Consider the following 26,019-nt stretch of genomic DNA (forward strand, 5'->3'; position numbering starts at 1 on the left):
ATGAATGCTGAAGAAGTCACTGTCCTGTCTCAGGTGTACACTGATCTGCATCTGCACATCGGCCGTACAGAGAGCGGTCTGCCTGTCAAAATCAGCGGCAGCCGCGACTTGACGTTTCGCAATATCGCTTATGAAGCGGCAGTGCGTAAAGGCATCGGCCTGCTCGGTGTCATTGATGCCCATTCTCCAGGGGTACAGACGGATATTGAGGCCTTGCTTAGCAGCGGTGAAATGGTTGAATTGCAAGGCGGCGGCATCCGGTATCGGAATACAACGATCTTGTTAGGCGCCGAAATTGAGGTGAAAGATGAAGGGACAGGAGGTCCCGCTCATCATCTCATCTACTTGCCGACCTTCGATGCCATGCGCTCCTTCACGGAGTGGCTGACACTTCATATGCGAAACGTTCAGCTCAGTTCGCAACGCATATATGTGACGGCAAAGCGCCTCCAGGAGGAAGTGAAGCGCAGGGACGGCTTGTTTGTTCCTGCACATATTTTTACACCGCATAAAAGCTTGCTCGGCAGCTGCACCGATCGAATCGCGGACGTACTGGACATGGAACTGATCGATGCGGTTGAACTTGGCTTAAGCGCAGACTCGCATATGGCCGGCTGGATTCCCGAGCTGGATCGCTATCCGTTTCTGACGAATTCGGATGCGCATTCCTTGCGCAAGATTGGAAGGGAATATAACGCGCTGCTGATGGCAGAGCCGAGCTTCGAAGAACTCCGGCTTGTGCTGAAACAGAAACACGGAAGAAGAATAATCGCTAATTACGGCTTGAATCCGCGGCTTGGCAAATACCACCGTTCCTTCTGTGTGAATTGCGGTTCGCTGGCGGAGGAGACGACTGCAACGTCAAGTCGGTGCGCAATGTGCGGCAGCATGAAGTTGGTCCGAGGAGTCATGGACCGCATCGAACAGATTGCGGCGCTGATCGGTCGCGACACTTCTTGTACAGCGCCAGATCGCCCGCCTTATATCAATCAAGTGCCGTTAGAGTTTGTCCCGGGACTCGGACCGAAGTTGCTCAATAAGCTGATTGCGGCTTTCGGCACAGAGATGTCGATCCTACATGCAACATCTCCCGAGCAGTTGGCTTCTGTTGCGGGGGAAGCGGTCGCATCTCTAATTATCCAGGCGCGAGAGGGCCGGCTATCGCTCCGTTCCGGCGGCGGCGGACGTTATGGAAGGGTAGAGCGCCGATAGCGATCATTGAAGGAAGATAACGCCCCGAGCGTCATACGCAGGCGACCGTGATCATACACTTTACTATTCGGACAAGAGGGGAGAATAGGATGAGATCACCCTTTCTGCAGCCGCTCGTAAAGGATCAATTGTCGCTCTATATATTTGTCTCGGTATTGTTTGCGGTCGGCGTCGTCTTCGGAGCGCTGTTAGTCGGAGCGCTGACGCTGGAGCAGCAGCAGGATCTAACCGGTGATGTCGAGCATTTTGTCCGCCTGCTTTCTGCGGGGATGGGACCGGATGAGACGCAGTCGTTTGTGGAGAGAGGCTGGTTTCATACGAAGTGGCTGCTGCTTATTTGGCTGCTTGGTTTGACTGTAGTCGGGATGCCGTTAATTCTGGCCCTGGATTTTCTTAAAGGCGTGTTAATCGGGTTTTCCGTCGGGCTGCTGGTCAGCCAGCATGCCTGGGAAGGCGTGCTGTTCTCGCTTGCATCGGTCGCTCCGCCCAATCTGATTATACTTCCAGCGATCCTGATCGCTAGCGTATCGGCGATTTCCTTCTCGATCCACATTGTTAAACACAGGCTGATGCAGCGCAGCGGAACGTTATTACAGCCTTTTCTATCGCATACCTCGGTTGCTGTAGTCATGCTGGCCGTTCTTTGGGGCGCCGCTCTATTTGAAGCCTTTGTGTCGCCGATTCTTATGGGCTGGGCTTCCAGCTTCATAATAGGCTCTGGAACCGGTTTCTGATTTTCTTCAAAAAGTTTGACTTTCTTTATATTTTCCCCCTATAATGAAAACAAATGTCCTGGTGAATGGGCGCGGCTTTGACGCAAGGGGGGAAACCATGGAAGCCCGGATCGATAAAATCAAACAACAACTGCAATCGCAGGGCTATAAATTAACTCCACAGCGTGAAGCGACGGTGCGTGTGCTTCTTGAAAATGAAGAGGATCATCTAAGTGCGGAGGACGTGTTCATGCTAGTCAAGGACAAAGCTCCAGAGATCGGCCTTGCAACGGTTTACCGCACATTGGAGCTGCTCAGCGATTTGCATGTGGTAGAGAAGATGAATTTTGGTGACGGCGTTGCCCGTTATGATCTTCGCACAGATTCCAACAAGCATCACCACCATCATTTGATCTGTGTACAATGCGGAAGTATGGATGAAATTATGGATGATTGGCTGGGGCCGCTTGAAGAACGGCTTGAGCTTGAATATGGTTTTTCGGTCATCGATCATCGTTTGGATTTTCAAGGGATCTGTCGTAAATGCCGGGAAAAGAATGACAACAAAGAGCAATAAAGTTACGGCTTTGCTACCTATTCAAGGGGAGCGAAGCCGTTTTTGTTACATACATATTTATTACCATCTGAGGAAACCGTATCGCATAGGATCAAATGTGAGCGGCCTCGAATACATGGTAGGAGAGGCGTGCGAGAAGGAGGAGAGGGATTATGAAAATCGGAGTTCCTCAAGAAATTAAAAACAATGAAAACCGGGTCGCCCTTACGCCTGCTGGGGCGGGAATGCTTAAAGCGGCTGGACATGACGTGTTTGTACAGCGCGGAGCAGGTGAAGGCAGCGGTTTTTCTGATGATCAATATATTCAAGAGGGGGCAGTGATCCTCGAGCAGGCGGGTGATGTATGGGCGGCCTCAGAAATGATCGTCAAAGTGAAGGAACCGCTGCAGGAAGAGTTTGGATTTTTTCGAAAAGGGCTGCTTCTGTTTACGTATCTGCATCTAGCGGCAGCGCCTGAGCTCACAAAAGCGCTTGTGGAGCATGGCGTAACAAGCATTGCCTATGAAACGATACAGCTGCCGGGCGGTGGTCTGCCGTTGTTGACGCCGATGAGCGAGGTAGCCGGACGAATGGCTGTCCAGGTTGGCGCGCAATTTCTGGAAGCTTTCTACGGAGGCAGAGGCATCCTGCTGGGAGGGGTTCCGGGTGTTCCGCCTGCAGAGGTTATTATTCTTGGCGGGGGTATTGTTGGAACGAATGCAGCCCGTATTGCACTTGGTATGGGAGCTAGCGTCGTCATCATGGAGCGCAGCGCCGATCGGATGAGATATTTGGATGAAGTATTCAACGGACGGATACGCACATTAATGTCTAACCCGTACAATATTGGGCAAGCCGTCCGTAAAGCGGATCTGCTGATCGGCGCCGTTCTGATTCCAGGCGCCCGTGCGCCCCGCCTTGTTACGGAAGAAATGGTGCAGACCATGAAAAAGGGTGCGGTGATTGTCGACGTGGCGGTTGATCAAGGAGGGTCAATCGCTACGGTTGATCGGGTCACAACCCATCAAAATCCGGTATATGAACGATATGGCGTGCTTCATTATGCAGTGGCCAACATGCCTGGCGCGGTTCCCCGCACATCGACCTTTGCGCTGACAAATGTTACGCTTCCTTACGCAATTGAGCTTGCCAACAAAGGTTTTGCCGGAGCGATTTCCGGAAATGAAGCGCTGCAACGAGGGGTCAACACGTATAAAGGCCATGTTACGTATCGTCCGGTGGCTGATGCGGTCGGTCTGCCATTTATGCCGTTAGGGGGCCTGCTGGATTAAAGGCATAAACGCGGAAGCTCTGTCATAAGGTTTGAACGAGACAACCTGTCTGTGAGAGGAATGGGACGAATGGTCGTATCGCTTCGCAAGTGGCTGTCCGCGTTATTGTTTATGCTGCTGTTTATCGGATTGACTGTGCTGGTCTTTGGCGGTTACCATTGGCTCATGGATGAAGTATTATTTACAAATCCATACGAAACGCCGCAAGGCCAAGCGTTAAAAGTATTCCAGGCTGATCCACCCTCTCCTGATGGTGCAAGCATCCCGGATCGGCTCAGATGGTTTTATTGGCTTGGTGAATAGCAAAAAGACGAATCTTGTTGAATATTGCAGGATAACGGGCCTTTCATGTGGAATACAGAGTCTATGATTCCGGATATCTGTTATCCGGCAGTATTTTCGAACGGGGAAAGGACACCGTTATGAGACTTGAATTGCAGTCATTTATTCGCTATTTGACAACTGAGCGTGGTCTGTCACGCAATACGCTTGAATCGTATGAACGGGATCTGTCCGCGTTCATGAATTTTGCCGAAGCCCAAGGACTGCGATCGGTTCAAGATATCCAAAAGCATCATATTGCAAAGTACTTCCTTCATCTTAAACAGTTGGGGCGGGCCAATGCCACGGTGTCGCGCTGCACGGTATCGATTCGTTCTTTTTTTCAGCAGATGACCCGCCAAGGCAGGCTGCTGCAGGATCCTTCCATCTATATGGAGGCTCCTAAACTGGAGAAAAAGCTGCCGCAAGTGCTCAGTATTGAAGAGACAGAGCAGCTTCTTGGAAGCCCGCAGCCGGAAACGGCAACCGGGAGCCGGGACCGGGCGATGCTCGAAATGCTGTATGCAACGGGAATCAGGGTATCTGAATTAATCTCGCTTAACAAGAATGATCTGAATCTGCAGATGGGATTTGTCCGCTGCATCGGCTCCGGGGGCAAAGAGCGGATTATACCGCTGGGAAAACTTGCTTCGAATGCGATCTCAGCTTATCTGGAATTCGGCAGACCCCGGCTTATCAGAGGAGAGAAGGCAGCAGATACGCTTTTTCTTAATCATCTGGGCTCCCGTATGACAAGGCAGGGCTTCTGGAAAATTATTAAAAAGTATGCGCGGGAAGCGAATATTACCAAAGACATTACCCCCCACACGCTGCGGCATTCTTTTGCCGTGCATCTGCTCGAAAACGGAGCGGATTTGAGATCGGTACAGGAGATGCTGGGACATTCGGATATCGCGACCACTCAGATCTATATGCATGTTAATAAATCAAGAATGAAGGATGTTTACGAAAGGACGCATCCCCGCGCTAGAATGCAATAAGAATTCAGCACCACATGATGGGTTCAACAGGATGGAGGAGAACAGATGGGTTTCAAACGTATGACAGTTATCGTCCTGGACAGCGTCGGAATCGGCGAGCTGCCCGATGCGGATCGTTTCGGAGATTCAGGTTCGCATACATTGGGGCATATCGTGCAGCGTGTGAGCGGATTCGACCTTCCGGAGCTGCGGCGCTGGGGGCTGGCGAATATCGCGCCGCTGGAGGGTTGGTCACCTGCAGCTAACCCGCAGGCGTATTACGGCAAGATGGCCGAGGTGTCCGTCGGCAAAGATACGATGACAGGGCATTGGGAGCTTGCCGGCTTAAAGGTGAGCGTTCCGTTCCAAACCTTTACGGACGGTTTTCCTGCGGCGCTCATCGAAGCCTTTGAGCATCGGACCGGGCGCAAGGTTATCGGCAATAAAGCGGCCAGCGGCACCGAGATATTGGACGAGCTGGGCGAGGAACAGATGCAGACCGGAGCATGGATTGTCTATACTTCTGCGGATAGCGTCTTCCAAATTGCTGCCCATGAAGAGATCATTCCGCTTAAGGAATTATACCGGGCATGTGAAATTGCACGGGAGCTGACTTTGGACGAGCGTTATGCGGTTGGCAGAGTCATCGCCAGGCCGTACATCGGTGAGCCCGGAAAATTTACGAGAACGCCCAACCGGCATGACTACGCGGTGAAGCCGCCGGAGCCGACAGTCCTTAACGCTCTGCAGGAAGCACAGCTGGATGTACTGTCTGTTGGAAAAATCAACGATATTTTTAGTGGTGAAGGGATAACTGAATCCTATCCGACGAAGAGCAATGCGGATGGCATATCACGTACGATAGAGCTTTTAGGACGTGATTTTACAGGCCTGTTGTTTACCAATCTGGTTGATTTTGATTCCTTGTACGGGCATCGTCGGGATCCGGAGGGGTATGCCCGCGCATTGGAGGAATTCGACCGTGCGGTTCCAACCTTGGAAGCGCAATTGCGCCAGGATGATTTGTTAATTGTGACAGCGGATCATGGCAATGATCCCACGCATCCGGGAACGGATCATACAAGAGAGTATGTGCCGCTGCTTGTCTTCAGCCCTTCGCTGCAAGCGCCGCAAAGCTTGGGAATTCGCGCGACCTTTGCCGATGTCAGCGCTACAATCGCCGATAATTTCGGTGTCAAGGCAACGGGGAACGGCGTTAGTTTTTTGCCGCAATTATTGACAATATAAACGACAAACGGAGGATTTTATTATGAATATGTTAACTGTTACCCACATCCGTGAAGCTGCGGAATATATTCGTTCGATTACGAACCAGAACCCGGAGATCGGGTTGATCATGGGATCGGGCCTTGGCGTTCTTGGAGATCATTTGAGCGAGGAAGTTGTAATTCCTTATCGCGATATCCCTCATTTTCCGCTGTCAACCGTGGAAGGGCACGCCGGAGAGCTTATGATCGGCAAGCTGTCGGGCCGGACGGTCGTCTTGATGCGCGGAAGATTCCATATGTATGAAGGTTATGGCCCGGAGTTAACTGCTTTTCCGGTACGTGTAATGAAAGCGCTGGGTGTACATACATTGGTCGTAACAAATGCGGCGGGCGGTATCAATACCGACTTTGCCTCAGGGGATCTGATGCTGATCTCCGACCACATTAATCTGACCGGCCGCAATCCATTGATCGGGCCTAATGACGATGAGCTGGGTGTGCGTTTTCCGGATATGTCGGAAGCGTACAGTAAGCAGCTTCGCGCGCTTGCCCGAAAAACAGCGCAAGAGCAAGGCTTTGAGCTTCGCGAAGGGGTATATGTCGGGGTGCTCGGCCCATCCTATGAAACGCCGGCGGAAATCCGCATGATGCGCACGATGGGGGCGGATGCTGTAGGCATGTCGACAGTAGCCGAGGTTGTCGCAGCAAGACATTCCGACTTGAAAGTACTGGGCATTTCCTGCATTAGCAACATGGCATCGGGTATATTGGATCAACCGCTTTCGCATCAAGAGGTTATTGAAACTACGGAACGGGTTAAATCTCGATTTTTGAATTTGGTGTTATCTGTAATCCCGCAACTATAATCCTGATTTGTTAACAAAATTGTAAAATTTGACTCGACTGATTGTGACATCTTTTATACTATTTTCGTCGTATACTGTCCATTGATAATCAATTAATGGAGTGGACGAAAATGGACAAGCAATCGTTGCTGCAGCTTGAAGGGCTGCGCGGACAAATGATGGATACCGCTAATCGAAAACAGACGCTCATGGACCACGACGTGTTGATTCTCAGTCAATTATTGGATCAAATCATTGTAAAGGTTCAGGCCGAAAAGGTTGCGATGCGCAAGCGAACAAAAACTTGTTAATAAGGGGCTGCTTCTATGCGCGCTGTGGATCTCATTTACAAGAAAAGAAACGGCAGTGAGCTTTCAGCTTCCGAATTGAATTATCTAGTGCAAGGTTACTGCCAAGGAGAAATCCCGGATTATCAAATGGCGGCTTGGACGATGGCCGTCTTTTTTAAGGGGTTATCAGCGGCCGAAACCGCTGACCTGACGATGGCCATGGCGAACTCCGGCGACCAAGTCGATCTGGGCAAGATTCAAGGGATCAAAGTGGACAAGCACAGCACGGGCGGCGTAGGTGACAAAACGACGCTGATTCTGGCGCCGCTGGTTGCCGCCGCCGGGGTACCGGTAGCCAAAATGTCCGGAAGAGGCTTAGGGCATACCGGCGGAACGATCGATAAGCTGGAAGCAATCCCCGGGTTTCAAATCGAGCTGACCCAAGAGAATTTTACCCGGCAGGTAAATGAGATTGGTGTGGCTGTCATCGGCCAATCAGGCAATATAACGCCGGCGGATAAAAAGCTGTATGCGCTCCGGGATGTAACGGCGACAGTCGATTCGATCCCGCTTATCGCAAGCTCTGTTATGAGCAAGAAAATTGCAGCCGGTGCGGATGCGATCGTGTTGGATGTCAAAATGGGCAGCGGAGCGTTTATGAAGACATTGGATGAGGCCGAAGCGCTTGCACAGGCCATGGTGGAGATTGGCACTAATGTCGGACGGCGCACGGCTGCGGTCATCAGCGACATGAATCAACCGCTTGGTTATGCAATCGGCAATGCGCTGGAGGTTAATGAAGCGATTCTAACCCTGCAGGGTAAAGGTCCTCATGATTTGACCGAGCTTTGTCTCACATTGGGCGCGCATATGGTTGTTCTCGGCGGCCTCAGGGCGTCGGAGAGCGAAGCCCGTGGGCTGTTGGAGCAGAAGCTGAGGGATGGATCCGCACTGCGCAAGTTCCAGCAATTCATTACCGCTCAAGGCGGTAACGCTAAGGTCGCAGAGCATCCTGAATTGCTGCCGAAGGCAGATGTCCTGATTGAGGTCAACGCATCTGCGCCGGGTACAGTCACTGCGATCGATGCGGAGCAGTTAGGTTTGGCCGCCATGCAGCTGGGAGCTGGACGCGCGACAAAGGATGCGGTAATTGATTATTCGGTAGGGATCGTGCTTAGCAAGAAGGTCGGTGATCGCGTCGAGGCAGGCGAATCGCTTGCTGTCGTCCATGCACGCGCTAACAACAACGGGACGGATGAGATCTTGAAGCAAATTCAGAATGCGTATCATATATCGGATCAGCCTTATTCGCCAGGTCCGCTTCTGCTCTCTATTGTCACAGCAGACGGGATAGCGAGATTATAAACCGTATTTGACTGACCATTATCCGAAAGGAGGATGGTCTTTTTTTGTTTTCTTCCTGGAGGAAGATTTGCTTGGTTTGGAATAATTTACTTTCCTTCTGTCAACAATGGTGAAGAGAATCCAGCCGAATGAAGGTTTTGGGGTTGTTGGTGGCTAGGCCAGCATCCATGCCGCTATTGTCCAGGAGGGGAACAAATGAAAAGATCGTTTGTGTTCAAATTACTCGTAACATCGCTAGTATTTGCATGGCTGCTTCCTGTTGCTGTCTTTGCGAAGGAAGAAACACAGCCATCCATGCCTGATTTAGCACCTTCTGCGCGCTCCGCTATTTTGATGGATGCCGACAGCGGTACGATCATTTATGAGAAAAACAGCCATGATAAGCTGCCGCCAGCGAGCATAACAAAGATTATGACGATGCTGCTCATCATGGAAGCGCTCGATGAAGGCAAGATAAAATTAACCGATAAGGTGCCCACCAGCGAATATGCCGCATCCATGGGTGGATCGCAGATTTTTCTTGAACCCGGCGAGGAAATGACGGTCGATGAAATGCTCAAAGGCATTGCCATGGCCTCTGGAAATGATGCATCAGTTGCAATGGCGGAGAAAATAGCAGGAACTGAAGAGTCATTCGTAAGCAAGATGAATGAGCGGGCGAAGCAGCTTGGCTTGAAAAACACTCATTTTGCCAATGCCAACGGCCTGCCGGCAGACAATCATTATTCATCAGCCCATGATATTGCCGTGATGTCGAAGGAACTGCTTAAACATACGGAAATCACACGTTACACAGGCATGTATCAGGATTATTTGCGCAAGGATTCCGAAAAGCCTTTTTGGCTGGTGAATACGAATAAGCTGGTCCGTTTTTATACCGGTGCGGATGGCCTGAAAACCGGATTTACGAATGAGGCTAAGTTTTGTTTGTCCGCAACGGCCAGCCGGGACAATTTACGTGTCATTGCCGTCGTTATGGGAGAACCGAACACAAAAACAAGAAATGCGGAAGTATCCAAAATGTTTGACTTTTCTTTTGCCCAATATACAAACTACCCGATTTTCAAAGAGGGTGACAGCATGGGCATGGTTCCGATTGAAAAAGGCGCAGTTGCAGAGCTTCCGATCGTAGCTAAACATCAGTACAGCGTGCTGCTTAAGAAAGGTACTCCATCAGCGGATATCCGCCACGAGCTGCACATCACGAGTACCTTGAAAGCGCCGATTCATGCAGGTCAGCCGATCGGCAAGCTGATCGTTTACCAAGGAGAGCAGGTGCTGACGGAGTTTGATGTGGAAGCGCCGGTACCGGTAGAGCGCGCGGGTTGGTGGAAGCTGTTTAAGCGGGCTTGCGAGAATTTGTTCACCTAGCTTTTCATGCGAAGAACTTTGGAATTGAACTGGTAAGCATATCGGTTTTTGTCAGCTGCTATCGTCCTTCTTCTAGTTTTGTCGGGAAGCAGGAATGAGCTGATCCAATGTAGAAACTCTGTTCTATCAACGGGGAGGAGTGAACAGGTTATGGGTTTGCAGGTGGAGCTCGAACATCATCGTAACGTGTTGATTGTTCGGCTGCGGGGAGAACTCGATCATCATACGGCGGATACCGTACGGCACAGAGTGGAAGATGCGATTCTTAGAGGAAACAGTGACCATGTCATTCTCAGCCTTAAAGAGCTGGCCTTTATGGATAGCTCCGGTCTAGGGGTCATTCTTGGCAGGTATAAGCAGCTTAAAGGAAAGGGCGGAAAGATGGTTGTATGCGATGTGAACCCGAGCGTATACCGCCTGCTCGAGCTGTCCGGGTTATTCAAAATCTTGACGATTCACGATAATGAGCGGATGGCGCTCTCTAGTCTGGAGGTCGTATCATGAACGGAACGAACTTTATGACGCTGTCATTCGCCAGCCGTTCGGAGAATGAGGCGTTTGCCCGCGTAGCTGTTGCCGCATTTGTATCGCAGCTGGACCCGACAATCGAGGAATTAAACGACCTTAAGACCGCTGTATCCGAAGCGGTGACCAATTCAATCATTCATGGCTATGACAGCGATCCGTCGGGGGTTGTTTCCATTGAAGCTTCCATTGATGGAGATACGGTCTCGATCACCGTTAAGGACAGCGGCAAGGGAATAGAGGATGTAGAGCTGGCAAGGCAGCCGCTTTACACCTCCAAACCGGAGCTGGAGCGGTCTGGAATGGGATTTACCATTATGGAAAACTTCATGGATCGTTTCGAAGTTTCCAGCGAGCAAGGCGGCGGAACACAGATTAGTATGGTTAAGCGAATTGAATCGAAAAAAGCGCTGTATAATTAGGGGTTGAACCTCATGGATGTTGATTTGAAACAAACGACGCAACATTACTTGGATGACACGGAAGTAAAACGGTTGATCCTGTTAAGCCAATCCGGCGACTCCGGCGCCAGGGATACGCTTGTCCAGTGCAATATCCGTTTGGTTTGGTCGGTTGTGCAGCGGTTTATCAATCGTGGATACGATCCGGAAGATCTATTTCAGATCGGCTGTATCGGGCTGTTGAAATCCGTTGACAAATTCGATCTATCGTATGACGTTAAATTTTCCACTTATGCGGTGCCGATGATCATCGGAGAGATTCAACGGTTTTTACGGGACGACGGAACGTTAAAGGTCAGCCGTTCATTGAAGGAAATGGCGAACAAGGTGCGCAAAGCAAAGGATGAGCTCTCAAAAGTACTTGGGCGGCTGCCTACGATTAAAGAGGTCGCAAACCACCTTGGCATCAGCCCCGAGGATGTTGTCTTTGCCCAGGAGGCTAACAAGCCCCCAACCTCGATACATGAAACGGTATTTGAGAATGATGGCGATCCGATCACATTAATGGACCAGATTGCCGACGATTCGCAGGAGAAATGGTTTGATAAACTAGCTTTAAGCGAAGCGATCGAAACCTTATCCGAACGTGAGCGACTGATCGTCTACTTACGGTATTACCGCGATCAGACGCAGTCCGAGGTAGCATCCAGGCTTGGGATATCCCAGGTGCAGGTGTCACGGCTGGAGAAAAAGATATTGCAGTGCATCAAAGACCAAATCGCGCAATAGCGCGGTTTGGTCTTTTTTTGGTTGTTTTTACCGCTTGTGACATGACTATCCGCCATGTCCTTGTCTCATACTATAATTGCAAGTTTACACAAAAGGGATGATGGAAGATGGCTGTGTCCGGTGTCTCGATACTTTATTTGCGATTGAAAAAACGGATTACGATTAAGCCGGGCGAAACCGTAACACTCGGACAAGCGGCACGGCTGCTTGTCGATCCGGAACGGAAAACGAACTTCGAGCAGCTTGTGCTTTATCATCATCAGCAGACGGACGGAAACCGCTATGTCATTGACATGCTGCATATTATCAAAACGATCAGGCAAGCTGACAGATCCATAACGATCGAGCCATATGGTGATCCTCAGTTATTGGTCATCATAAGCGCCAAACCGCTTAAGCCGCGAATAATGGTCCTCGTGCTTGCTTGGCTCTTGCTATTTTTCGGAGCCGGACTTGCGATCATGAATTTTCATACGGATGTCAGCATGAGAGAGGTTCATATTCGTTTGTCTGAGCTGGTTACCGGCACAAAGCAGGAGCATCCGGTGTGGTTTCAGATTCCATACTCTTTTGGGATTGGGCTGGGCATGATCCTGTTTTTTAACCATTTGTTTCGCAAACGGTTCAATGAAGAGCCCAATCCGCTGGAGGTAGAGCTTTATCAGTATCAAGAAAACGTAAATACGTATGTGATCGCTGAGGAAATGCGCAAAAAGAACGGAGAATCGGGCATGCGAGGCGCTGACGATGGCTGAATTGCCAGGGCTGTTGTTCCTCGGATTAATCGGATTGGCCGGCGGAATTGCCGTCGGAAGCGGTTTGGTGGCTTTACTGGTCGTTTTTGATTTGATTCCCCGACTGGCTCAGTTGGCTTATGCGTACCGCAATTCAGCCTGGTTCGAATCGGCGATCATTTGTGGTGCGGTATATTGGTCGTTCGCGGATTTTTTTGATTGGAAGCTTGGTATTCCGCTGCAGCTTCCATTAGTGGGTATCGGCTTGCTCGACGGGATGTTTGTCGGGATGCTGGCCGCGGCTTTGACAGAGGTCATGAATGTGCTGCCGATCTTGGCCAAGCGGCTGCGAATCGGGAAATACCTTGTAAGTCTGCTGATGGCGATGGTGCTGGGAAAGGTAGTCGGTTCATTGTTTGATTGGCTTGTGTATCAATGGTAGTGGCCATTAGAAAGACCGAAAGACATTCATTATGAGGTGATGAACTTATGAATAATAGGGATAGAGGTCAGGATCCGGTCGATTCTCAACCGCTGCCCAATGGTGAAATCATGCAGGATGAATTAATAACTGAAGATCCGGCTTATGAAAGAGAGGAGACGGACCGGAAATCGTTGGATGCTGATACCGGCGGGAAGCAGCAGGCTTCCGATGCGGAACCGGTGCCTAAACGGCTCGAGGATTTCAGAAGAAAGCTTAAAGAGAAGGTCGGGCTGGGATCCAGCTTTGATGTCGTAGCCAGGGAAATGACATTTGGCAACCGGCGTACGGCGCTGTTTTTTATGAATGGTTTTGTCAAGGATGCCGTACTTACAGAAGTGCTGAAACGGTTAACGTATTTGCAGCCGGACGATGTTTCGCCTCATGCGATGCACTCTTTCCTCGAGCTGTATGTGCCGGCAGTGCAGGCGGAAAAAGAAGATGATTTTACGAAGGTCATTGATGCCGTATTGGCCGGGAGCACGGCATTATTCATAGAGCATGAAGGCGCCGTGCTGTTGATCGATGCTAAGGCTTTCCCGGCACGAGGTCCGGAAGAACCAACGCTGGAACGGGTAGTGCGGGGCAGCAGGGACGGGTTTGTCGAGACGTTAATGGTTAACGTAAGCTTGGTCAGGCGGCGCATCCGCGATCCGGGACTGCGTTATGAAATTATGAAATTGGGACGGCGGACCAAAACAGATGTGAGCTTGGCTTATATCGAAGATATCGCTGATCCGAGATTGGTGGATAATATTCGGAAAAAGCTGAAGCAGGTAGAGCTGGACGGACTTCCAATGGCGGACAAGCAGCTTGAGGAGGCCACGGTCAAAAGGGGCTGGAACCCTTATCCGCTCGTTCGTTACTCGGAAAGGCCTGATGTGGTTGCCGCCCATCTGCTCGAGGGCAATGTAGCTGTTTTCGTGGATACAACGCCGAGCGTGATGATATTGCCGACAACCTTTTTTGATTTGATTCAGCATGCCGAGGAAAACAGGCAAACCCCATTCATTGGGACTTACTTGCGATGGATTCGTTTTTTTGGGATTTTTGCATCGCTGTTCATGCTGCCTTTATGGTTTCTGTTTGTCATGCAGCCGGAGTTGAAACCGCCTGCTCTTGATTTTATCGGGCCGCAAAACGCAGGAAAGCTTCCGCTAGTCCTACAGTTTGTGCTGGTGGAAATTGGTATTGACCTGATGCGGTTGGCCGCAGTCCACACACCGACACCGCTAGCGGCTGCAATGTCTTTGGTGGCAGCGATATTGATCGGCGACGTTGCAGTGAAGACGGGGCTGTTCATTAACGAGGTTGTGCTTTATATGGCGGTTGCCGCGATCGGCATGTTTGCGACGCCAAGCTATGAGCTCGGGTTAGCCAATCGTATCGTTCGCCTGCTGCTCATCCTTGCCGTCGCGGCCTTTCAAGTGCCGGGATTTGTCATTGCAACGACAATTGTATTTGTCATCCTTGTTCTTGAGCGCTCCTTCAACCGGCCCTATATGTGGCCGTTAATCCCTTTTGATGCCAGAGCATTGGGAAATCTGTTTCTGAGGATGCCGGTGTTATACAACCGTACGCGCCCTAATCTGCTGAACCCTCAGCAGCGCGACAAGATGCCGAAAAAATGAACAAAATATGATCAAATAAAAAAATGCAAATGTTTTTCACATTAATCCATTTCTCCATTGGCAGACATGAGTTATACTATAGTCAAATGATGCAAACCCAAATTGGAACTCATGGAGAAAGCGGAGGGAATATACAATGTATTTGCATGGAACAAGTAAAATTAACGACAAAGGACATCTGGAGATCGGCGGGTGTGATGTTACCGATCTGGCGGCAGAGTTCGGCACACCGCTATATATTGTGGACGAGGCGCTTGTTCGCCAGCGTGCACGCGAATATGTCGAAGCGTTCAAGGCTTCCGGCCTGAGGTTTCAAGTCGCTTACGCGAGCAAAGCCTTTTGTGTAATGGCAATGTGCGTGATTGCCGAAGAAGAAGGCATGTCGCTGGACGTAGTATCCGACGGCGAGCTGTACACAGCGCTTCAAGCAGGTTTTCCAGTGGAACGCATTCACTTCCACGGCAATAACAAAACCCCTGAAGAAATCAACATGGCGCTGGATGCAAACATCGGCTGCTTCGTTGTAGACAATTTTGTCGAGCTGCACCTGCTTAACGCGCTTGCTGCGGACAAAGGCAAGAAAGTGAAAATTTTGCTCCGGATTACACCGGGCGTTGAAGCGCACACCCATGAATACATCTCGACCGGCCAGCAGGATTCCAAGTTCGGCTTTGACCTTGGCAATGGCTCGGCTTACCGTGCGATTGAAGAAGGCATGAAGCTGTCCAACCTGGAAATTTTGGGCGTTCATTCCCATATCGGCTCGCAAATTTTCGAGGTCGAAGGCTTCCGCATGGCTGTCGATAAAGTTGCTGATTTCGCAGTGAAAATCAAGCACGAGCTTGGTTTGACGTTCAAAGTGATCAACCTTGGCGGAGGCTTCGGTATCCGTTATACGGCTGAGGATTCACCGCTTCCGATTGCTGAATATGTAAAGGCAATTACAGATGCGATTATCTCGAATTTCACGAATGCAAGCTACCCGCTGCCTGAAATTTGGGTGGAGCCAGGCCGCAGTATTGTTGGGGATGCAGGCACGACATTGTATACGGTCGGCACGAACAAAGACATTCCCGGCGTACGCAAATATATTGCCGTAGACGGCGGAATGACGGATAACCCGCGTCCGGCGCTGTACGAATCCAAGTATGAAGCCGTTTTGGCTAACCGCGCGAATGAAGCTGCAGAAGAAACGGTATCGATTGCCGGCAAATGCTGTGAAAGCGGCGATATGCTCATTTGGGATTTGGAGCTGCCAAAAGCAAAAAGCGGCGATCTGCTGGCCGTATTCTGCACAGGAGCCTATAATTATGCAATGGCGAACAATTATAACCGGATCCGTCGTCCAGCCGTCGTATTTGTAAAGGATGGACAGGCTGATCTGGCTGTAAAACGCGAATCCTATCAAGATATCGTAGGCAATGATGTCATTCCGGCACGGATGAAAAAACCATCGCTTACAAAGTAATTCACGTGGCCAAAGCGGCAGAGAAGACTCTCTGCCGCTTTCCTTTGCGCATACAGCATGGTTTGTAGTATGATATGAAAAGTACATAGCATATAAGGAGTGAAGTTCATATGGCAAAGCAAGCAAAAGTTACAATGGCAAATGGGGGCGAAGTCCTAATCGACTTGTTCGAGCAGGACGCGCCTAACACGGTTGCAAACTTCGAGAAGCTGGCAAACGAAGGGTTCTACAACGGACTGGTATTCCACCGCGTTATCCCTGGTTTTGTTGCGCAAGGCGGATGCCCGAATGGTACAGGCACTGGTGGACCGGGCTACCAAATCAACTGCGAGATTAACCCGAACAAACATGAGCGCGGTACGCTGGCGATGGCACATGCAGGCCGGAATACAGGCGGAAGCCAGTTCTATATCTGCTACCAGCCGCAGCCGCATTTGGATGGTCAACATACTGTATTTGGTAAAGTCGTGAAAGGCATGGAGCATGTTGATGCATTCCAAGGCCGCGACAAGATGGAAAAGGTTGAAATTGTCGAGGTATAAATAAATAGGACAAAAGCGCCGGAGACTTCTCTCCAGCGCTTTTGTTGCATTTTTTGAATTTCAGTGGTAAGATTGCTTTCAAATGAATTGCGGTTTTCCTTCGGGGTAGGGTGAAATTCCCAACCGGCGGTGATCGATTGCATGAAGTGCAATCGTCAGTCCGTGACCCGATTCCGTCAATATTCTTATATGTTGCGGAAGCGGTGGACCTGGTGCGAATCCGGGACCGACAGTATAGTCTGGATGGGAGAAGGAGACGCTTGACAATATATTTTCGGACCGCCCTGCAGGCGATTGTTCTTTTTTTCACAGGCTATGCAGGCTTGTTTGAATTTGTATTTGAGACGTTTCTGATTCGATATTCCATTCCACCCCGCAGGCTTACCGCTGTCGGGGGTTTTTTGTGTTGCAGGATATAATCAATGACGAATATTATATGCGCTTAGCTTTGGAGCTTGCGAAGAAGGCGCAAGGACAAACGGGAATCAACCCCATTGTAGGCTGCGTTGTGGTTAAAGCGGGTCGAATCATCGGCGTGGGGGCACATCTTAAACGGGGAGAGGGACATGCGGAGGTTCACGCCCTGCAGATGGCAGGTACGGAAGCGGAAGGCGCTACAGTATACGTCACGCTGGAGCCATGCAGCCATTTCGGCAAAACGCCGCCCTGCTGTGAGCGGATTATTGACGCCAAAGTTGCTAAGGTCGTCGTGGCGATGGTCGATCCGAATCCAAAGGTGGCCGGCAGAGGGATCGCTAGGCTTCGTGAGCAAGGCATTAATGTAACGGTCGGCGTGCTTGAAGCTGAAGCGATGGCGTTAAATGAGGCATTCATTAAATATGTGACGACGGGGCTTCCATTTATTACGTTGAAAACAGCCAGCACGCTGGACGGGAAAATCGCAGCAAAGAGCGGTGATAGCCAATGGGTGACCGGGCCAAAAGCAAGAGAGCTGGTCCATACACTGCGCCATTTAAATGACGGGATCATGGTTGGTGCCGGTACGGCGCTGACTGATGATCCGCTGCTGACCACTAGGCTAACCGTGCCTGCGATCAGCCCGGTACGCATCGTCGCCGATTCTAAGCTTCGACTGCCGCTGACATCGCAATTAATAAGCGATGGGACAACCAAGACGATCATTTTGACGACGGAGCAAGCCGACCGCGCTAAGATTCGAGCGTTGGAAAATGCCGGAGCGATGGTACTCGCTTGCGGAGCGGGGAGCCAAGTGGACTTGAAGCAAGCGATGAAACGAATAGGCGAATTAGAGATCGGATCGATCCTGCTTGAAGGTGGCGGCCGTTTGAACGGAGCCATGCTTGAAGCGGGATTGATTGACAAGCTTGTGCTTTTCTTTGCCCCGAAAATCATCGGCGGAGCTGCAGCTCCGGTTAGTTTCCAGTTCGAAGGCTGGGATCGAATGGCCGACGCGGTGCAGCTTCGCAACATGAAGGTGGATATCATTGGGGATGACCTCTGTGTTTCTGGTTATCCCATCTATCCAGCCAGCCAAAGATAGGAGGGGATCCCTGTGTTTACCGGACTCATAGAAGAAATCGGCACGATGCGCCAAGCCCGCCAGCAAGGCGAGGCGATGGTATTAACGATCGCAGCATCGAAAGTATTGCAGGATGTTAAGTTAGGGGACAGCATCTCCGTGAACGGCGTATGTTTGACGGTCATTTCCTATGATCAAACGACCTTTTCTGTTGATGTGATGCCGCAAACCTATCGGCATACGAACTTAAAGGAACTGCGCAGCGGGCAAACCGTGAATCTGGAGCGCGCGATGCAAGCCGGGGGCCGCTTCGGCGGGCATATCGTACAGGGCCATGTGGATGCCATCGGCACAATTATTTCCAGGAACAAAGATGTGAACGCGGTCGTCTTCACGATTCGCCCCGAGAACAAGGAATCGATGCGTCATTTGATCCCGCAGGGCTCCGTAACATTGGATGGCATCAGCTTGACTGTCGTAAGCGCCACGGAAGACGCTTTTAGCGTTTCTATCATTCCGCATACGCTGAAGGAAACGGCATTGCAGTCCAAGCAAATTGGCGAGACAATCAATATTGAAACCGACATTTTAGGAAAATATGTTGATCATTTACTGCATTTCGGTCGTTCCTCCGGCAGTTCAGCGGCTGTTTCGGGTTCCGGGGAGCAACGGCTGACGGCGGCATTTTTATCCGAGCATGGTTTCTTGTAAGAAAGATTATGATCCAGGAGGGGAACAGACATGGAACAGGAGATAAAATTTGACGCGATTGAAGATGCCATATATGATCTGATCTTAGGGAAATCGGTTATTGTTGTAGATGATGAGGATCGGGAGAACGAGGGCGATCTCATTGCTTTGGCTGATAAAGCGACACCTGAGGTTATCAACTTTATGATTTCGGAAGCGCGGGGGCTTGTATGTGTGCCGATTACGCAAGAAAGGGCGGAGGAGCTGGATTTGCCGCCAATGGTTGCCCATAACACAGATTATCATGGTACAGCTTTTACGGTTTCAGTCGATCACATTTCCACAACGACAGGGATCTCGGCTCATGAACGGGCGCTGACAGTTAAAGCGCTGATCGACAAGAACACGAAAGCTGCCGATTTCCGTAAGCCGGGCCACATCTTTCCGCTGATCGCCAAGAAAGGCGGCGTTCTGAGAAGAGCGGGACATACGGAAGCGGCGATCGATCTGGCGCGGATGTGCGGTTCTGCACCGGCCGCGGTGATCTGCGAAATTATCAAGGAAGACGGAACCATGGCAAGGCTGCCTGATCTTTTGGAGTTTCGCGTAAAGCACAATCTCAAGCTCATTACGATTCAGGATATGATCCATTACCGCAATGAAAAGGAAAAGCTCGTCGAACGTATCGTCGATGTCAAAATGCCTACGGATTTTGGTACGTTCAGAGCGATTGCATATTCGAATGAAGTGGACGGGAAAGAGCATGTAGCGCTTGTGAAAGGGCAGATCGACAGCACAGTGCCGACCTTAGTGCGCGTTCATTCCGAATGCTTGACCGGCGATGTGTTTCACTCTCACCGCTGCGATTGCGGCCCACAGCTGGAAGCAGCACTGCGGCAGATCGACGAGGCGGGCCATGGTGTTCTGTTGTATATGCGTCAGGAAGGCCGCGGAATCGGATTGATCAACAAATTGAAAGCTTATGCGCTGCAGGAGCAGGGATTCGACACCGTCGACGCGAATATTAAATTAGGATTTGCTCCGGATTTGCGGGATTATGGCATAGGAGCTCAGATTTTGAAGGATCTTGGCATACGCCAGATGCGCTTGCTCACCAACAACCCGCGTAAAATAAAAGGGTTGGAGGGTTACGGCATTGAGGTTGTTGAACGTGTGCCGCTGCAAATGAAGGAAAATGAAGATAACACCCGTTATTTGCATACAAAACAATCCAAGCTGGGACATTTGCTAAGCTTTGAAGAAAACGAAAATCCACAAACTGAACAATAATTGAAGGGATGAAGAACAATGACGAAAGTATATGAAGGACATTTAGTTACAAAAGGCTTGAAATATGGCATCGTAGTAGGCAGATTTAACGAATTCATTACGGGCAAATTATTAAGCGGAGCGCTTGATGCATTAAAGCGCCATGGTGCCGAGGAGTCTGAAATCGAAATCGCCTGGGTTCCTGGAGCGTTTGAAATTCCGTTAATCGCACAAAAAATGGCGGAAAGCGGTAAATATGACGCAGTCATCACGTTGGGAGCTGTTATCAGAGGATCAACACCGCATTTTGATTATGTATGTAATGAAGTGGCAAAAGGTGTATCTGCCATTTCTCTCAAAACCGGCGTGCCGACGATCTTTGGTGTGCTGACGACCGATTCAATCGAACAAGCTGTCGAGCGTGCGGGCACAAAAGCCGGCAACAAGGGCTGGGAAGCGGCAGCGACAGCGATTGAAATGGCGAATTTGACACAAGCTTTAAAGGGTTAACGCAGGCGGGAGGATGACACCGTGACGGTGCTTTATAAGCTGGAATCATTTGAAGGTCCGCTGGATTTGCTGCTTCACTTGATCGATAAAGCGGAGATCGACATTCATGAAATATCGATAAGTGAAATAACCGATCAGTACATGGGTTACCTAAATGCCATGCAGGAGCTTGAGCTTGATGTGACGAGCGAATTTCTGGTCATGGCGGCGACCCTGCTATCGATCAAAAGCAAGCAGTTGCTGCCTAAGCCTCCTGTCCAGCCGGATGACTTCGATGATTACTGGATGGACGATGATGGCTTGGATCCGCGTGATGAGTTGATTCAAAAGCTCGTGGAATACCGTAAATACAAACAGATTGCCGAACAACTGCGCGAAAAGGAAGCGGAACGAAGCCTCGTTTACACCAAGGAGCCGGAGGATCTGACGCCTTTTATGTCGAAGGTTCAGGTGAACCCGGTAAAAGGGTTGCATGTCTCCGATCTGATTATGGCATTCCAGAAGGCGCTCAAGCGTGCGGCAAGGCGATCTTTCGTAGCGACAGTAAGACGGGATGAGATCTCAGTCAAGGATCGGATCGTCGATATCGTCGAGCTGCTGCGTCAGCATGAAATGGTTCGTTTTTCCCGCCTGGTGCGGCAGGATATGGTTCGCCATGAAATCGTGGTTACCTTTTTGGCGATATTGGAGTTAATGAAAATGAAGCAGATCCGATGTTATCAGGATCGGCTTTTTGAGGATATTGTGATTTATTGGAGAGGGGAAACAACGGACAGTGGACTTTCCGACATTGAAATCGATTATTGAGGGTCTGTTGTTTATGGCCGGAGATGAAGGCTTAAGCGCTAAACAGCTGGCTGAAATAGTACAACAGGATACAGGGCTTATACTCGATGTCGTTCACGATCTGAAGGGTGATCTCGAAAAAACGCAGCGCGGCATCCGGATCGCTGAAGTGGCGGGCGGTTTTAGATTGACTACGAATCCGGCTCATGCTCCTTATTTTGAGCGTCTGGCATTCTCGCCTAGTCGTGCTAGCCTTTCACAAGCCGCGCTGGAGACACTCTCCATCGTGGCGTACAGACAGCCGATCACGAGGGTAGAGATCGAAGAGATCCGCGGCGTAAAAAGTGAGAGAGCCCTTCACTCTCTGGTAGGAAAAGATTTGATTGAAGAGGTAGGACGTGCTGAAGCGGTAGGCAGGCCGATTTTGTACGGAACAACACGAGCGTTTCTTGATTACTTTGGTCTTTCCGGACTAAGCGCATTGCCGGAGCCTTCGGCGATGAATCCGGAAGATTTGTTGGATGAGCAGACTCAGATGTTGTTCGAGAAGCTCGACGAAAGGCAGTTAACGATTGACGAAATATCGCGTACAGAGCCTAAAGAACAGGAATGAGATTTGTACGCCGGGTCATACTATATCTAACCAGCATCAGGAAACGAGGTGAAGCTTGAGAACTATGCTTCACACAGGTTGGATATGGATCGCGGCGGCAGGTCTCTTTTTTTTGTTGTTTGCCGCGATAGCCGCTATGCATATTGAGATACTGGCAAAGGTACGTAAAAAAAACGAGGATGATTATTTATCTTTTCGAGTTCAAGCAGTATGGGGGATTATTAATTACCATTTGGAAGTGCCGTTTATTCGATTCTTGGATGAAAAAGTACAAGTCAAGCAGGAGCAAACGGATAATTTTCCAGTTGGTGATAATCGAAAAGGCGGGTTAGAGAAGATCAGCATTGAAATGATCATGGACAAGCTTGAAAAAGCACGGATCCTGCTGAAATATACGGATCATTTGACAGCGTGGGTTCGTAAAACATTAACGCATGTCAAAATTACAGCTTGGGACTGGCGCACAACAGTCGGTACTGGCGACGCGGCATGGACGGCGATGGCGACGGGTTTTTTCTGGTCAGCACAAACTGCCCTGCTTGGCGGCATTTCGCAAATCATGCGGTTTTTGGCAGTACCCCGCATGCAGGTTGAACCGGAATATAATCAAACGTTATTTACCACCGAGTGGTCCTGTATAGCGAAAATCCGCTTCGGTTATGCTATTCTTGCCGGACTGCATTTATTGGTTCGCATAAGAAAGGTGAAAGGAGGCGTTACAGCATGGCAGAACATCCTATTCAAGGCTTGATGCAAACCGCTATGGAGAACATCAAAGAGATGGTTGATGTAAATACCATTGTGGGCGATCCTGTGCAAACACCTGACGGCAGCGTGATCATGCCGATTTCGAAGGTAGGTTTTGGTTTTGTTGCTGGCGGAAGCGATATTCGTCTGGACGGCTCATTAAGCGGTCAGCACCAAGCGGATGCTCACAACGCTGCAGTCTCTCTTCCGTTTGGCGGCGGAAGCGGCGGCGGGGTGTCCATTACGCCAATCGCCTTTTTGGTGGTTGGCACGCAAGGTGTAAAAGTTGTGCCGCTTGACAATCAGACACACCTCATTGAACGTGTCATTGACTCTGCACCAAAAGTATTTGATAAAATTCAAACGATGTTCAAGCATAGCGGATCCATGGCAACCGACGCGCCGATACCGGTTACTATGGGTTCAGGCACCAGCGACAATGGAAAATTGATCTAATTAACATCCCGACTTATAAAAACTGCCCGGACGGCCATACGGTCTGACGGGCAGTTTTTTGCTTGTAAAAATAAGACGATCGCTAATGACAGGACATATCCCGGCGCTTGGATCATATAATGTACAAGACCCCGGCGTATGCTGCGCCGCAAAGAAGGAGAGGGAATAGACATAATGGCACGCCTTCCAAAACGGTTTCTAAGCACATTTCTTATCATGATGATTGCCGCGGGATTGCCAGGAATCACTCCATACGCGAATGCTGAGCCTGCGAAGGTGTACACGAATGCTTATGCGGCGGCATTAATTGATGTGGAGTCCGGCAGGATCTTATATACGCAGCGTGGCGATGAACGAACGAAAATCGCCAGCCTGACCAAGATTATGACTGCGATCGTCGCAATCGAACAGGGCAAATTGTCCGATATTGTCAAGGTCAGTAAACAGGCGGCCGGCAAGGAAGGATCCTCTATATATTTAGAGCATAACGAAGAAATGAGTCTGCACGATATGCTGTACGGCCTGATGCTTCGCTCCGGAAACGATGCAGCAACGGCGATTGCTGAGCATGTCGGCGGATCTCAGCAAGGCTTTGTCCATTTGATGAATGAGAAAGCGCAGTGGCTGGGATTAGACAACACCCATTTTATGAATCCGCATGGCTTGGATCATGAGAATCACTATTCCTCGGCCAATGATCTGGCAAAGCTGACGGCTTACGCGCTTAAAAACGAGACGTTTCGCGATATCGTGAAAACAAAATCAAAGAAGGTAACCAATCGGGATTATTCATGGATCAACAAAAACAAAATGCTGTCCATGTACGATGGGGCCGATGGCGTAAAAACCGGTTACACAACGCAAGCTTTACGTTGCCTTGTCAGCTCAGCGACCCGAGGCGGACAACAGCTGGCTGCCGTTACATTGAATGACCGGGATGATTGGGTGGATCACCGCAAGCTGCTGGATTGGGGATTCGAGCATTATCCGCTTCAAACGGTTGTTAAACAAGATCAGGTTGTGTCAGGCTACCCTCTGGCCGTAGGGCGTACGTTCCGATATCCGTTTGCGGAAGGGGAGCAGGCAGGCCTTAGAACAAAGCTTATATTGGCCGATGCGAGGACCTCCTCATACGCGTTAGGAGAGAGAGGCGGACTGGAGCTATATTTGAAAGAAACGAAGATTGGTACAGTTCCTGTATATGAAACGGCAGGACAGGACGCACAGAGCCAAAGTTTCAGGCATAATAATCAGCAGCCGCATAAGGCAGCCTGGAGCATGAATAGAAGCATTCAAGAGAAGTCATCCTTCGCGTCTTCGTTGATGAAGGTAGTGAAGAGCTTGCTTGGTTAGGAGGATGAAACATGGTCAACTGGATCTGGTTATTCTTAATTGTTGTAAGCGTTGTGTTTGCAGCATTTAACGGACGGATGGAGCTGGTTACCGAGGCTGCTTTCGAAGGCGCGAAAACCGGCGTAACGGTAAGCTTCGGCTTAATCAGCATTCTGGTCTTTTGGCTAGGCATGATGCGCATCGGCGAGGATGCGGGGCTGCTTCGCAAATTAGCCGGCCTGCTCGGCCCGCTCGTCCGTTTTTTATTTCCCGATGTCCCTCGTAATCACCCGGCTCTAGGCTATATTATGACCAATATGAGCGCCAATATATTGGGTCTTGGCAATGCCGCAACACCGATGGGCATTAAAGCAATGCAGGAGCTGCAAAAGCTCAATCCGGATAAAGAGACCGCAACGCCGGCAATGTGTACGCTGTTGGCTCTTAATACTTCGAGCATTACGCTCGTTCCGACCACCCTTATCGCCATCCGGATGAACTTTGAATCCGCGCATCCGGCCGAGATCGTTGGCACGACTTTAATCGCTACATCCATTGCCACAGCAGCGGCAATACTAGCAGACCGCTGGTATCGCAGCCGGGTAAGACCTCCGCTCGTTCCGGCGATCAAAGGGACTGGCGGGCCTTCGGGCAGCGGAGAATCGGGAGCGGGAACATCGCTGCTCTCTTGAAAGGTGTGAACCATAATGTATGAAGTCGTCACCCTTCTCTCGGTATGGGCGATCCCGGCGATGATCGTATTCATCCCCCTCTATGCCGCTTTTCGTAAGGTACCTGTATACGAGTCTTTTGTTGAGGGAGCCAAAGGCGGCTTTGATACGGCTATCCAGATTATCCCGCACTTGGTCGGCATGATGGTGGCGATCAGCATGTTCCGTGCATCCGGCGCGATGGAAATGATAGTACAAGCCATGCGTCCGTTTTTTGATTGGATGGGCATTCCTTCCGAGGTGCTGCCGCTAGGCGTATTGAGGCCATTAACAGGTGCCGGCTCACTGGCATTTACTACCGAGCTGATCAAGACGTATGGTCCCGATTCGATGATTGGAAGAATTGCTTCTACGATACAGGGCAGCACGGATACGACGTTATATGTGCTTACTGTTTATTTTGGGGCAATCGGCATCAGACGAACAAGATATGCGCTTAAGGTGGGCTTGTTCTCCGACCTGGTCGGATTTGTCGCGGCTATTTTCATTTGCCTTTACATTTTCGGCTAAAAACAGATAAGTTTCGGCAGCTGGAAGAGGGGGGATAACCCCTCTTTTTTGCTGTCAATTCATGAACATTTCGTCACATTCTTCATTAGTGTGCGGGGAATCGGGCTTGGCTTCGCCGCCGCCGCTTGT

The 26,019-nt window shown here is 50.2% G+C and carries 30 protein-coding genes and 1 riboswitch; all 30 genes read left to right on the forward strand.

What is annotated here, in order from left to right:
* The 30 genes from IEW11_RS00435 (at window position 1) to IEW11_RS00580 (ending at window position 25,890) form a co-directional block, all read left to right on the forward strand.
* On the forward strand, window positions 1–1,212 hold the full coding sequence (locus IEW11_RS00435) for an endonuclease Q family protein (RefSeq protein ID WP_188527944.1): 1,212 nt from the start codon (window positions 1–3) through the stop codon (window positions 1,210–1,212).
* 89 nt (window positions 1,213–1,301) lie between these two features.
* Window positions 1,302–1,946, forward strand: a complete 645-nt coding sequence (spoIIM, locus tag IEW11_RS00440; protein ID WP_188527946.1) for a stage II sporulation protein M — start codon at window positions 1,302–1,304, stop codon at window positions 1,944–1,946.
* Window positions 1,947–2,043: 97 nt separating this feature from the next.
* Complete coding sequence (fur, locus tag IEW11_RS00445; RefSeq protein ID WP_188527948.1) at window positions 2,044–2,502, forward strand: ferric iron uptake transcriptional regulator; 459 nt, start codon at window positions 2,044–2,046, stop codon at window positions 2,500–2,502.
* 152 nt (window positions 2,503–2,654) lie between these two features.
* A complete protein-coding gene (gene ald, locus IEW11_RS00450) occupies window positions 2,655–3,773 on the forward strand; it encodes an alanine dehydrogenase (protein ID WP_188527950.1) in 1,119 nt (372 codons plus the stop codon).
* Between the two features lie 69 nt (window positions 3,774–3,842).
* A complete protein-coding gene (locus tag IEW11_RS00455) occupies window positions 3,843–4,076 on the forward strand; it encodes a DUF4227 family protein (RefSeq protein ID WP_188527952.1) in 234 nt (77 codons plus the stop codon).
* A 119-nt stretch (window positions 4,077–4,195) separates the two neighbouring features.
* Window positions 4,196–5,095 carry a site-specific tyrosine recombinase XerD gene (gene xerD / locus IEW11_RS00460; protein ID WP_188527954.1) on the forward strand — a complete coding sequence of 300 codons (900 nt, stop codon included), beginning with the start codon at window positions 4,196–4,198 and terminating at the stop codon, window positions 5,093–5,095.
* Between the two features lie 45 nt (window positions 5,096–5,140).
* A complete protein-coding gene (gene deoB, locus IEW11_RS00465) occupies window positions 5,141–6,322 on the forward strand; it encodes a phosphopentomutase (RefSeq protein WP_188527956.1) in 1,182 nt (393 codons plus the stop codon).
* Between the two features lie 22 nt (window positions 6,323–6,344).
* The gene (locus IEW11_RS00470; RefSeq protein WP_188527958.1) at window positions 6,345–7,169 is read left to right on the forward strand and encodes a purine-nucleoside phosphorylase; all 825 of its coding nucleotides are present in this window, start codon (window positions 6,345–6,347) and stop codon (window positions 7,167–7,169) included.
* A 110-nt stretch (window positions 7,170–7,279) separates the two neighbouring features.
* Window positions 7,280–7,459, forward strand: a complete 180-nt coding sequence (locus tag IEW11_RS00475; protein ID WP_188527960.1) for an aspartyl-phosphate phosphatase Spo0E family protein — start codon at window positions 7,280–7,282, stop codon at window positions 7,457–7,459.
* A 15-nt stretch (window positions 7,460–7,474) separates the two neighbouring features.
* Window positions 7,475–8,803 (forward strand): pyrimidine-nucleoside phosphorylase, encoded by a 1,329-nt coding sequence (locus tag IEW11_RS00480; RefSeq protein WP_188527962.1) that lies wholly within the window; start codon window positions 7,475–7,477, stop codon window positions 8,801–8,803.
* A 195-nt stretch (window positions 8,804–8,998) separates the two neighbouring features.
* Window positions 8,999–10,174 (forward strand): D-alanyl-D-alanine carboxypeptidase family protein, encoded by a 1,176-nt coding sequence (locus IEW11_RS00485; protein ID WP_188527964.1) that lies wholly within the window; start codon window positions 8,999–9,001, stop codon window positions 10,172–10,174.
* Window positions 10,175–10,324: 150 nt separating this feature from the next.
* On the forward strand, window positions 10,325–10,678 hold the full coding sequence (spoIIAA, locus tag IEW11_RS00490; RefSeq protein ID WP_188527966.1) for an anti-sigma F factor antagonist: 354 nt from the start codon (window positions 10,325–10,327) through the stop codon (window positions 10,676–10,678).
* The gene (gene spoIIAB / locus IEW11_RS00495) at window positions 10,675–11,121 is read left to right on the forward strand and encodes an anti-sigma F factor (RefSeq protein WP_188527968.1); all 447 of its coding nucleotides are present in this window, start codon (window positions 10,675–10,677) and stop codon (window positions 11,119–11,121) included. Before spoIIAA ends, spoIIAB begins: the two co-directional genes overlap by 4 nt.
* Window positions 11,122–11,133: 12 nt before the next feature.
* Window positions 11,134–11,889 carry an RNA polymerase sporulation sigma factor SigF gene (sigF, locus tag IEW11_RS00500; protein ID WP_188527970.1) on the forward strand — a complete coding sequence of 252 codons (756 nt, stop codon included), beginning with the start codon at window positions 11,134–11,136 and terminating at the stop codon, window positions 11,887–11,889.
* A gap of 107 nt (window positions 11,890–11,996) precedes the next feature.
* On the forward strand, window positions 11,997–12,644 hold the full coding sequence (locus IEW11_RS00505; protein ID WP_188527972.1) for a stage V sporulation protein AA: 648 nt from the start codon (window positions 11,997–11,999) through the stop codon (window positions 12,642–12,644).
* Window positions 12,637–13,065: a stage V sporulation protein AB gene (locus IEW11_RS00510; protein ID WP_188527973.1), complete on the forward strand. Its 429-nt coding sequence runs from the start codon at window positions 12,637–12,639 to the stop codon at window positions 13,063–13,065. The genes IEW11_RS00505 and IEW11_RS00510 overlap by 8 nt, the downstream gene beginning before the upstream one ends.
* 47 nt (window positions 13,066–13,112) lie before the next feature.
* Window positions 13,113–14,735, forward strand: coding sequence for a spore germination protein (locus tag IEW11_RS00515; RefSeq protein ID WP_188527975.1), 1,623 nt, complete (start codon window positions 13,113–13,115; stop codon window positions 14,733–14,735).
* A 136-nt stretch (window positions 14,736–14,871) separates the two neighbouring features.
* The gene (gene lysA, locus IEW11_RS00520) at window positions 14,872–16,203 is read left to right on the forward strand and encodes a diaminopimelate decarboxylase (protein ID WP_188527977.1); all 1,332 of its coding nucleotides are present in this window, start codon (window positions 14,872–14,874) and stop codon (window positions 16,201–16,203) included.
* 110 nt (window positions 16,204–16,313) lie between these two features.
* Window positions 16,314–16,745 (forward strand): peptidylprolyl isomerase, encoded by a 432-nt coding sequence (locus IEW11_RS00525; RefSeq protein WP_188527979.1) that lies wholly within the window; start codon window positions 16,314–16,316, stop codon window positions 16,743–16,745.
* A gap of 92 nt (window positions 16,746–16,837) precedes the next feature.
* A riboswitch (FMN riboswitch) is annotated at window positions 16,838–17,004 on the forward strand.
* A 147-nt stretch (window positions 17,005–17,151) separates the two neighbouring features.
* Window positions 17,152–18,267 (forward strand): bifunctional diaminohydroxyphosphoribosylaminopyrimidine deaminase/5-amino-6-(5-phosphoribosylamino)uracil reductase RibD, encoded by a 1,116-nt coding sequence (ribD, locus tag IEW11_RS00530; protein ID WP_229724925.1) that lies wholly within the window; start codon window positions 17,152–17,154, stop codon window positions 18,265–18,267.
* 12 nt (window positions 18,268–18,279) lie between these two features.
* Complete coding sequence (ribE, locus tag IEW11_RS00535) at window positions 18,280–18,957, forward strand: riboflavin synthase (RefSeq protein ID WP_188527980.1); 678 nt, start codon at window positions 18,280–18,282, stop codon at window positions 18,955–18,957.
* 30 nt (window positions 18,958–18,987) lie between these two features.
* Entirely contained in the window at window positions 18,988–20,226 is a 1,239-nt protein-coding gene (locus tag IEW11_RS00540) for a bifunctional 3,4-dihydroxy-2-butanone-4-phosphate synthase/GTP cyclohydrolase II (protein WP_188527982.1), read from the forward strand.
* 18 nt (window positions 20,227–20,244) lie between these two features.
* On the forward strand, window positions 20,245–20,715 hold the full coding sequence (ribH, locus tag IEW11_RS00545) for a 6,7-dimethyl-8-ribityllumazine synthase (RefSeq protein ID WP_188527984.1): 471 nt from the start codon (window positions 20,245–20,247) through the stop codon (window positions 20,713–20,715).
* A 21-nt stretch (window positions 20,716–20,736) separates the two neighbouring features.
* Complete coding sequence (locus IEW11_RS00550; protein ID WP_188527986.1) at window positions 20,737–21,522, forward strand: segregation and condensation protein A; 786 nt, start codon at window positions 20,737–20,739, stop codon at window positions 21,520–21,522.
* A complete protein-coding gene (gene scpB / locus IEW11_RS00555) occupies window positions 21,491–22,114 on the forward strand; it encodes an SMC-Scp complex subunit ScpB (RefSeq protein ID WP_188527988.1) in 624 nt (207 codons plus the stop codon). Before IEW11_RS00550 ends, scpB begins: the two co-directional genes overlap by 32 nt.
* A 64-nt stretch (window positions 22,115–22,178) precedes the next feature.
* Window positions 22,179–22,865 carry a DUF2953 domain-containing protein gene (locus IEW11_RS00560; RefSeq protein ID WP_229724926.1) on the forward strand — a complete coding sequence of 229 codons (687 nt, stop codon included), beginning with the start codon at window positions 22,179–22,181 and terminating at the stop codon, window positions 22,863–22,865.
* Window positions 22,838–23,317: a GerW family sporulation protein gene (gene ytfJ, locus IEW11_RS00565; RefSeq protein ID WP_188527992.1), complete on the forward strand. Its 480-nt coding sequence runs from the start codon at window positions 22,838–22,840 to the stop codon at window positions 23,315–23,317. Before IEW11_RS00560 ends, ytfJ begins: the two co-directional genes overlap by 28 nt.
* Before the next feature lie 174 nt (window positions 23,318–23,491).
* The gene (locus IEW11_RS00570) at window positions 23,492–24,670 is read left to right on the forward strand and encodes a D-alanyl-D-alanine carboxypeptidase family protein (RefSeq protein WP_188527994.1); all 1,179 of its coding nucleotides are present in this window, start codon (window positions 23,492–23,494) and stop codon (window positions 24,668–24,670) included.
* Between the two features lie 11 nt (window positions 24,671–24,681).
* Window positions 24,682–25,341 carry a nucleoside recognition domain-containing protein gene (locus tag IEW11_RS00575; RefSeq protein ID WP_188527996.1) on the forward strand — a complete coding sequence of 220 codons (660 nt, stop codon included), beginning with the start codon at window positions 24,682–24,684 and terminating at the stop codon, window positions 25,339–25,341.
* A 15-nt stretch (window positions 25,342–25,356) separates the two neighbouring features.
* Complete coding sequence (locus tag IEW11_RS00580) at window positions 25,357–25,890, forward strand: spore maturation protein (RefSeq protein WP_188527998.1); 534 nt, start codon at window positions 25,357–25,359, stop codon at window positions 25,888–25,890.
* Window positions 25,891–26,019: the final 129 nt, after the last annotated feature.

Source organism: Paenibacillus abyssi, assembly GCF_014640295.1.
Taxonomy (GTDB): domain Bacteria; phylum Bacillota; class Bacilli; order Paenibacillales; family Paenibacillaceae; genus Paenibacillus_D; species Paenibacillus_D abyssi.

Coding starts and splice junctions, on each gene's coding strand:
- IEW11_RS00435 (WP_188527944.1), top strand. CDS start 1: ATGAATGCTGAAGAAGTCACTGTCCTGTCTCAGGTGTACACTGATCTG.
- spoIIM (WP_188527946.1), top strand. CDS start 1,302: ATGAGATCACCCTTTCTGCAGCCGCTCGTAAAGGATCAATTGTCGCTC.
- fur (WP_188527948.1), top strand. CDS start 2,044: ATGGAAGCCCGGATCGATAAAATCAAACAACAACTGCAATCGCAGGGC.
- ald (WP_188527950.1), top strand. CDS start 2,655: ATGAAAATCGGAGTTCCTCAAGAAATTAAAAACAATGAAAACCGGGTC.
- IEW11_RS00455 (WP_188527952.1), top strand. CDS start 3,843: ATGGTCGTATCGCTTCGCAAGTGGCTGTCCGCGTTATTGTTTATGCTG.
- xerD (WP_188527954.1), top strand. CDS start 4,196: ATGAGACTTGAATTGCAGTCATTTATTCGCTATTTGACAACTGAGCGT.
- deoB (WP_188527956.1), top strand. CDS start 5,141: ATGGGTTTCAAACGTATGACAGTTATCGTCCTGGACAGCGTCGGAATC.
- IEW11_RS00470 (WP_188527958.1), top strand. CDS start 6,345: ATGAATATGTTAACTGTTACCCACATCCGTGAAGCTGCGGAATATATT.
- IEW11_RS00475 (WP_188527960.1), top strand. CDS start 7,280: ATGGACAAGCAATCGTTGCTGCAGCTTGAAGGGCTGCGCGGACAAATG.
- IEW11_RS00480 (WP_188527962.1), top strand. CDS start 7,475: ATGCGCGCTGTGGATCTCATTTACAAGAAAAGAAACGGCAGTGAGCTT.
- IEW11_RS00485 (WP_188527964.1), top strand. CDS start 8,999: ATGAAAAGATCGTTTGTGTTCAAATTACTCGTAACATCGCTAGTATTT.
- spoIIAA (WP_188527966.1), top strand. CDS start 10,325: ATGGGTTTGCAGGTGGAGCTCGAACATCATCGTAACGTGTTGATTGTT.
- spoIIAB (WP_188527968.1), top strand. CDS start 10,675: ATGAACGGAACGAACTTTATGACGCTGTCATTCGCCAGCCGTTCGGAG.
- sigF (WP_188527970.1), top strand. CDS start 11,134: ATGGATGTTGATTTGAAACAAACGACGCAACATTACTTGGATGACACG.
- IEW11_RS00505 (WP_188527972.1), top strand. CDS start 11,997: ATGGCTGTGTCCGGTGTCTCGATACTTTATTTGCGATTGAAAAAACGG.
- IEW11_RS00510 (WP_188527973.1), top strand. CDS start 12,637: ATGGCTGAATTGCCAGGGCTGTTGTTCCTCGGATTAATCGGATTGGCC.
- IEW11_RS00515 (WP_188527975.1), top strand. CDS start 13,113: ATGAATAATAGGGATAGAGGTCAGGATCCGGTCGATTCTCAACCGCTG.
- lysA (WP_188527977.1), top strand. CDS start 14,872: ATGTATTTGCATGGAACAAGTAAAATTAACGACAAAGGACATCTGGAG.
- IEW11_RS00525 (WP_188527979.1), top strand. CDS start 16,314: ATGGCAAAGCAAGCAAAAGTTACAATGGCAAATGGGGGCGAAGTCCTA.
- IEW11_RS00540 (WP_188527982.1), top strand. CDS start 18,988: ATGGAACAGGAGATAAAATTTGACGCGATTGAAGATGCCATATATGAT.
- ribH (WP_188527984.1), top strand. CDS start 20,245: ATGACGAAAGTATATGAAGGACATTTAGTTACAAAAGGCTTGAAATAT.
- IEW11_RS00560 (WP_229724926.1), top strand. CDS start 22,179: ATGCTTCACACAGGTTGGATATGGATCGCGGCGGCAGGTCTCTTTTTT.
- ytfJ (WP_188527992.1), top strand. CDS start 22,838: ATGGCAGAACATCCTATTCAAGGCTTGATGCAAACCGCTATGGAGAAC.
- IEW11_RS00570 (WP_188527994.1), top strand. CDS start 23,492: ATGGCACGCCTTCCAAAACGGTTTCTAAGCACATTTCTTATCATGATG.
- IEW11_RS00575 (WP_188527996.1), top strand. CDS start 24,682: ATGGTCAACTGGATCTGGTTATTCTTAATTGTTGTAAGCGTTGTGTTT.
- IEW11_RS00580 (WP_188527998.1), top strand. CDS start 25,357: ATGTATGAAGTCGTCACCCTTCTCTCGGTATGGGCGATCCCGGCGATG.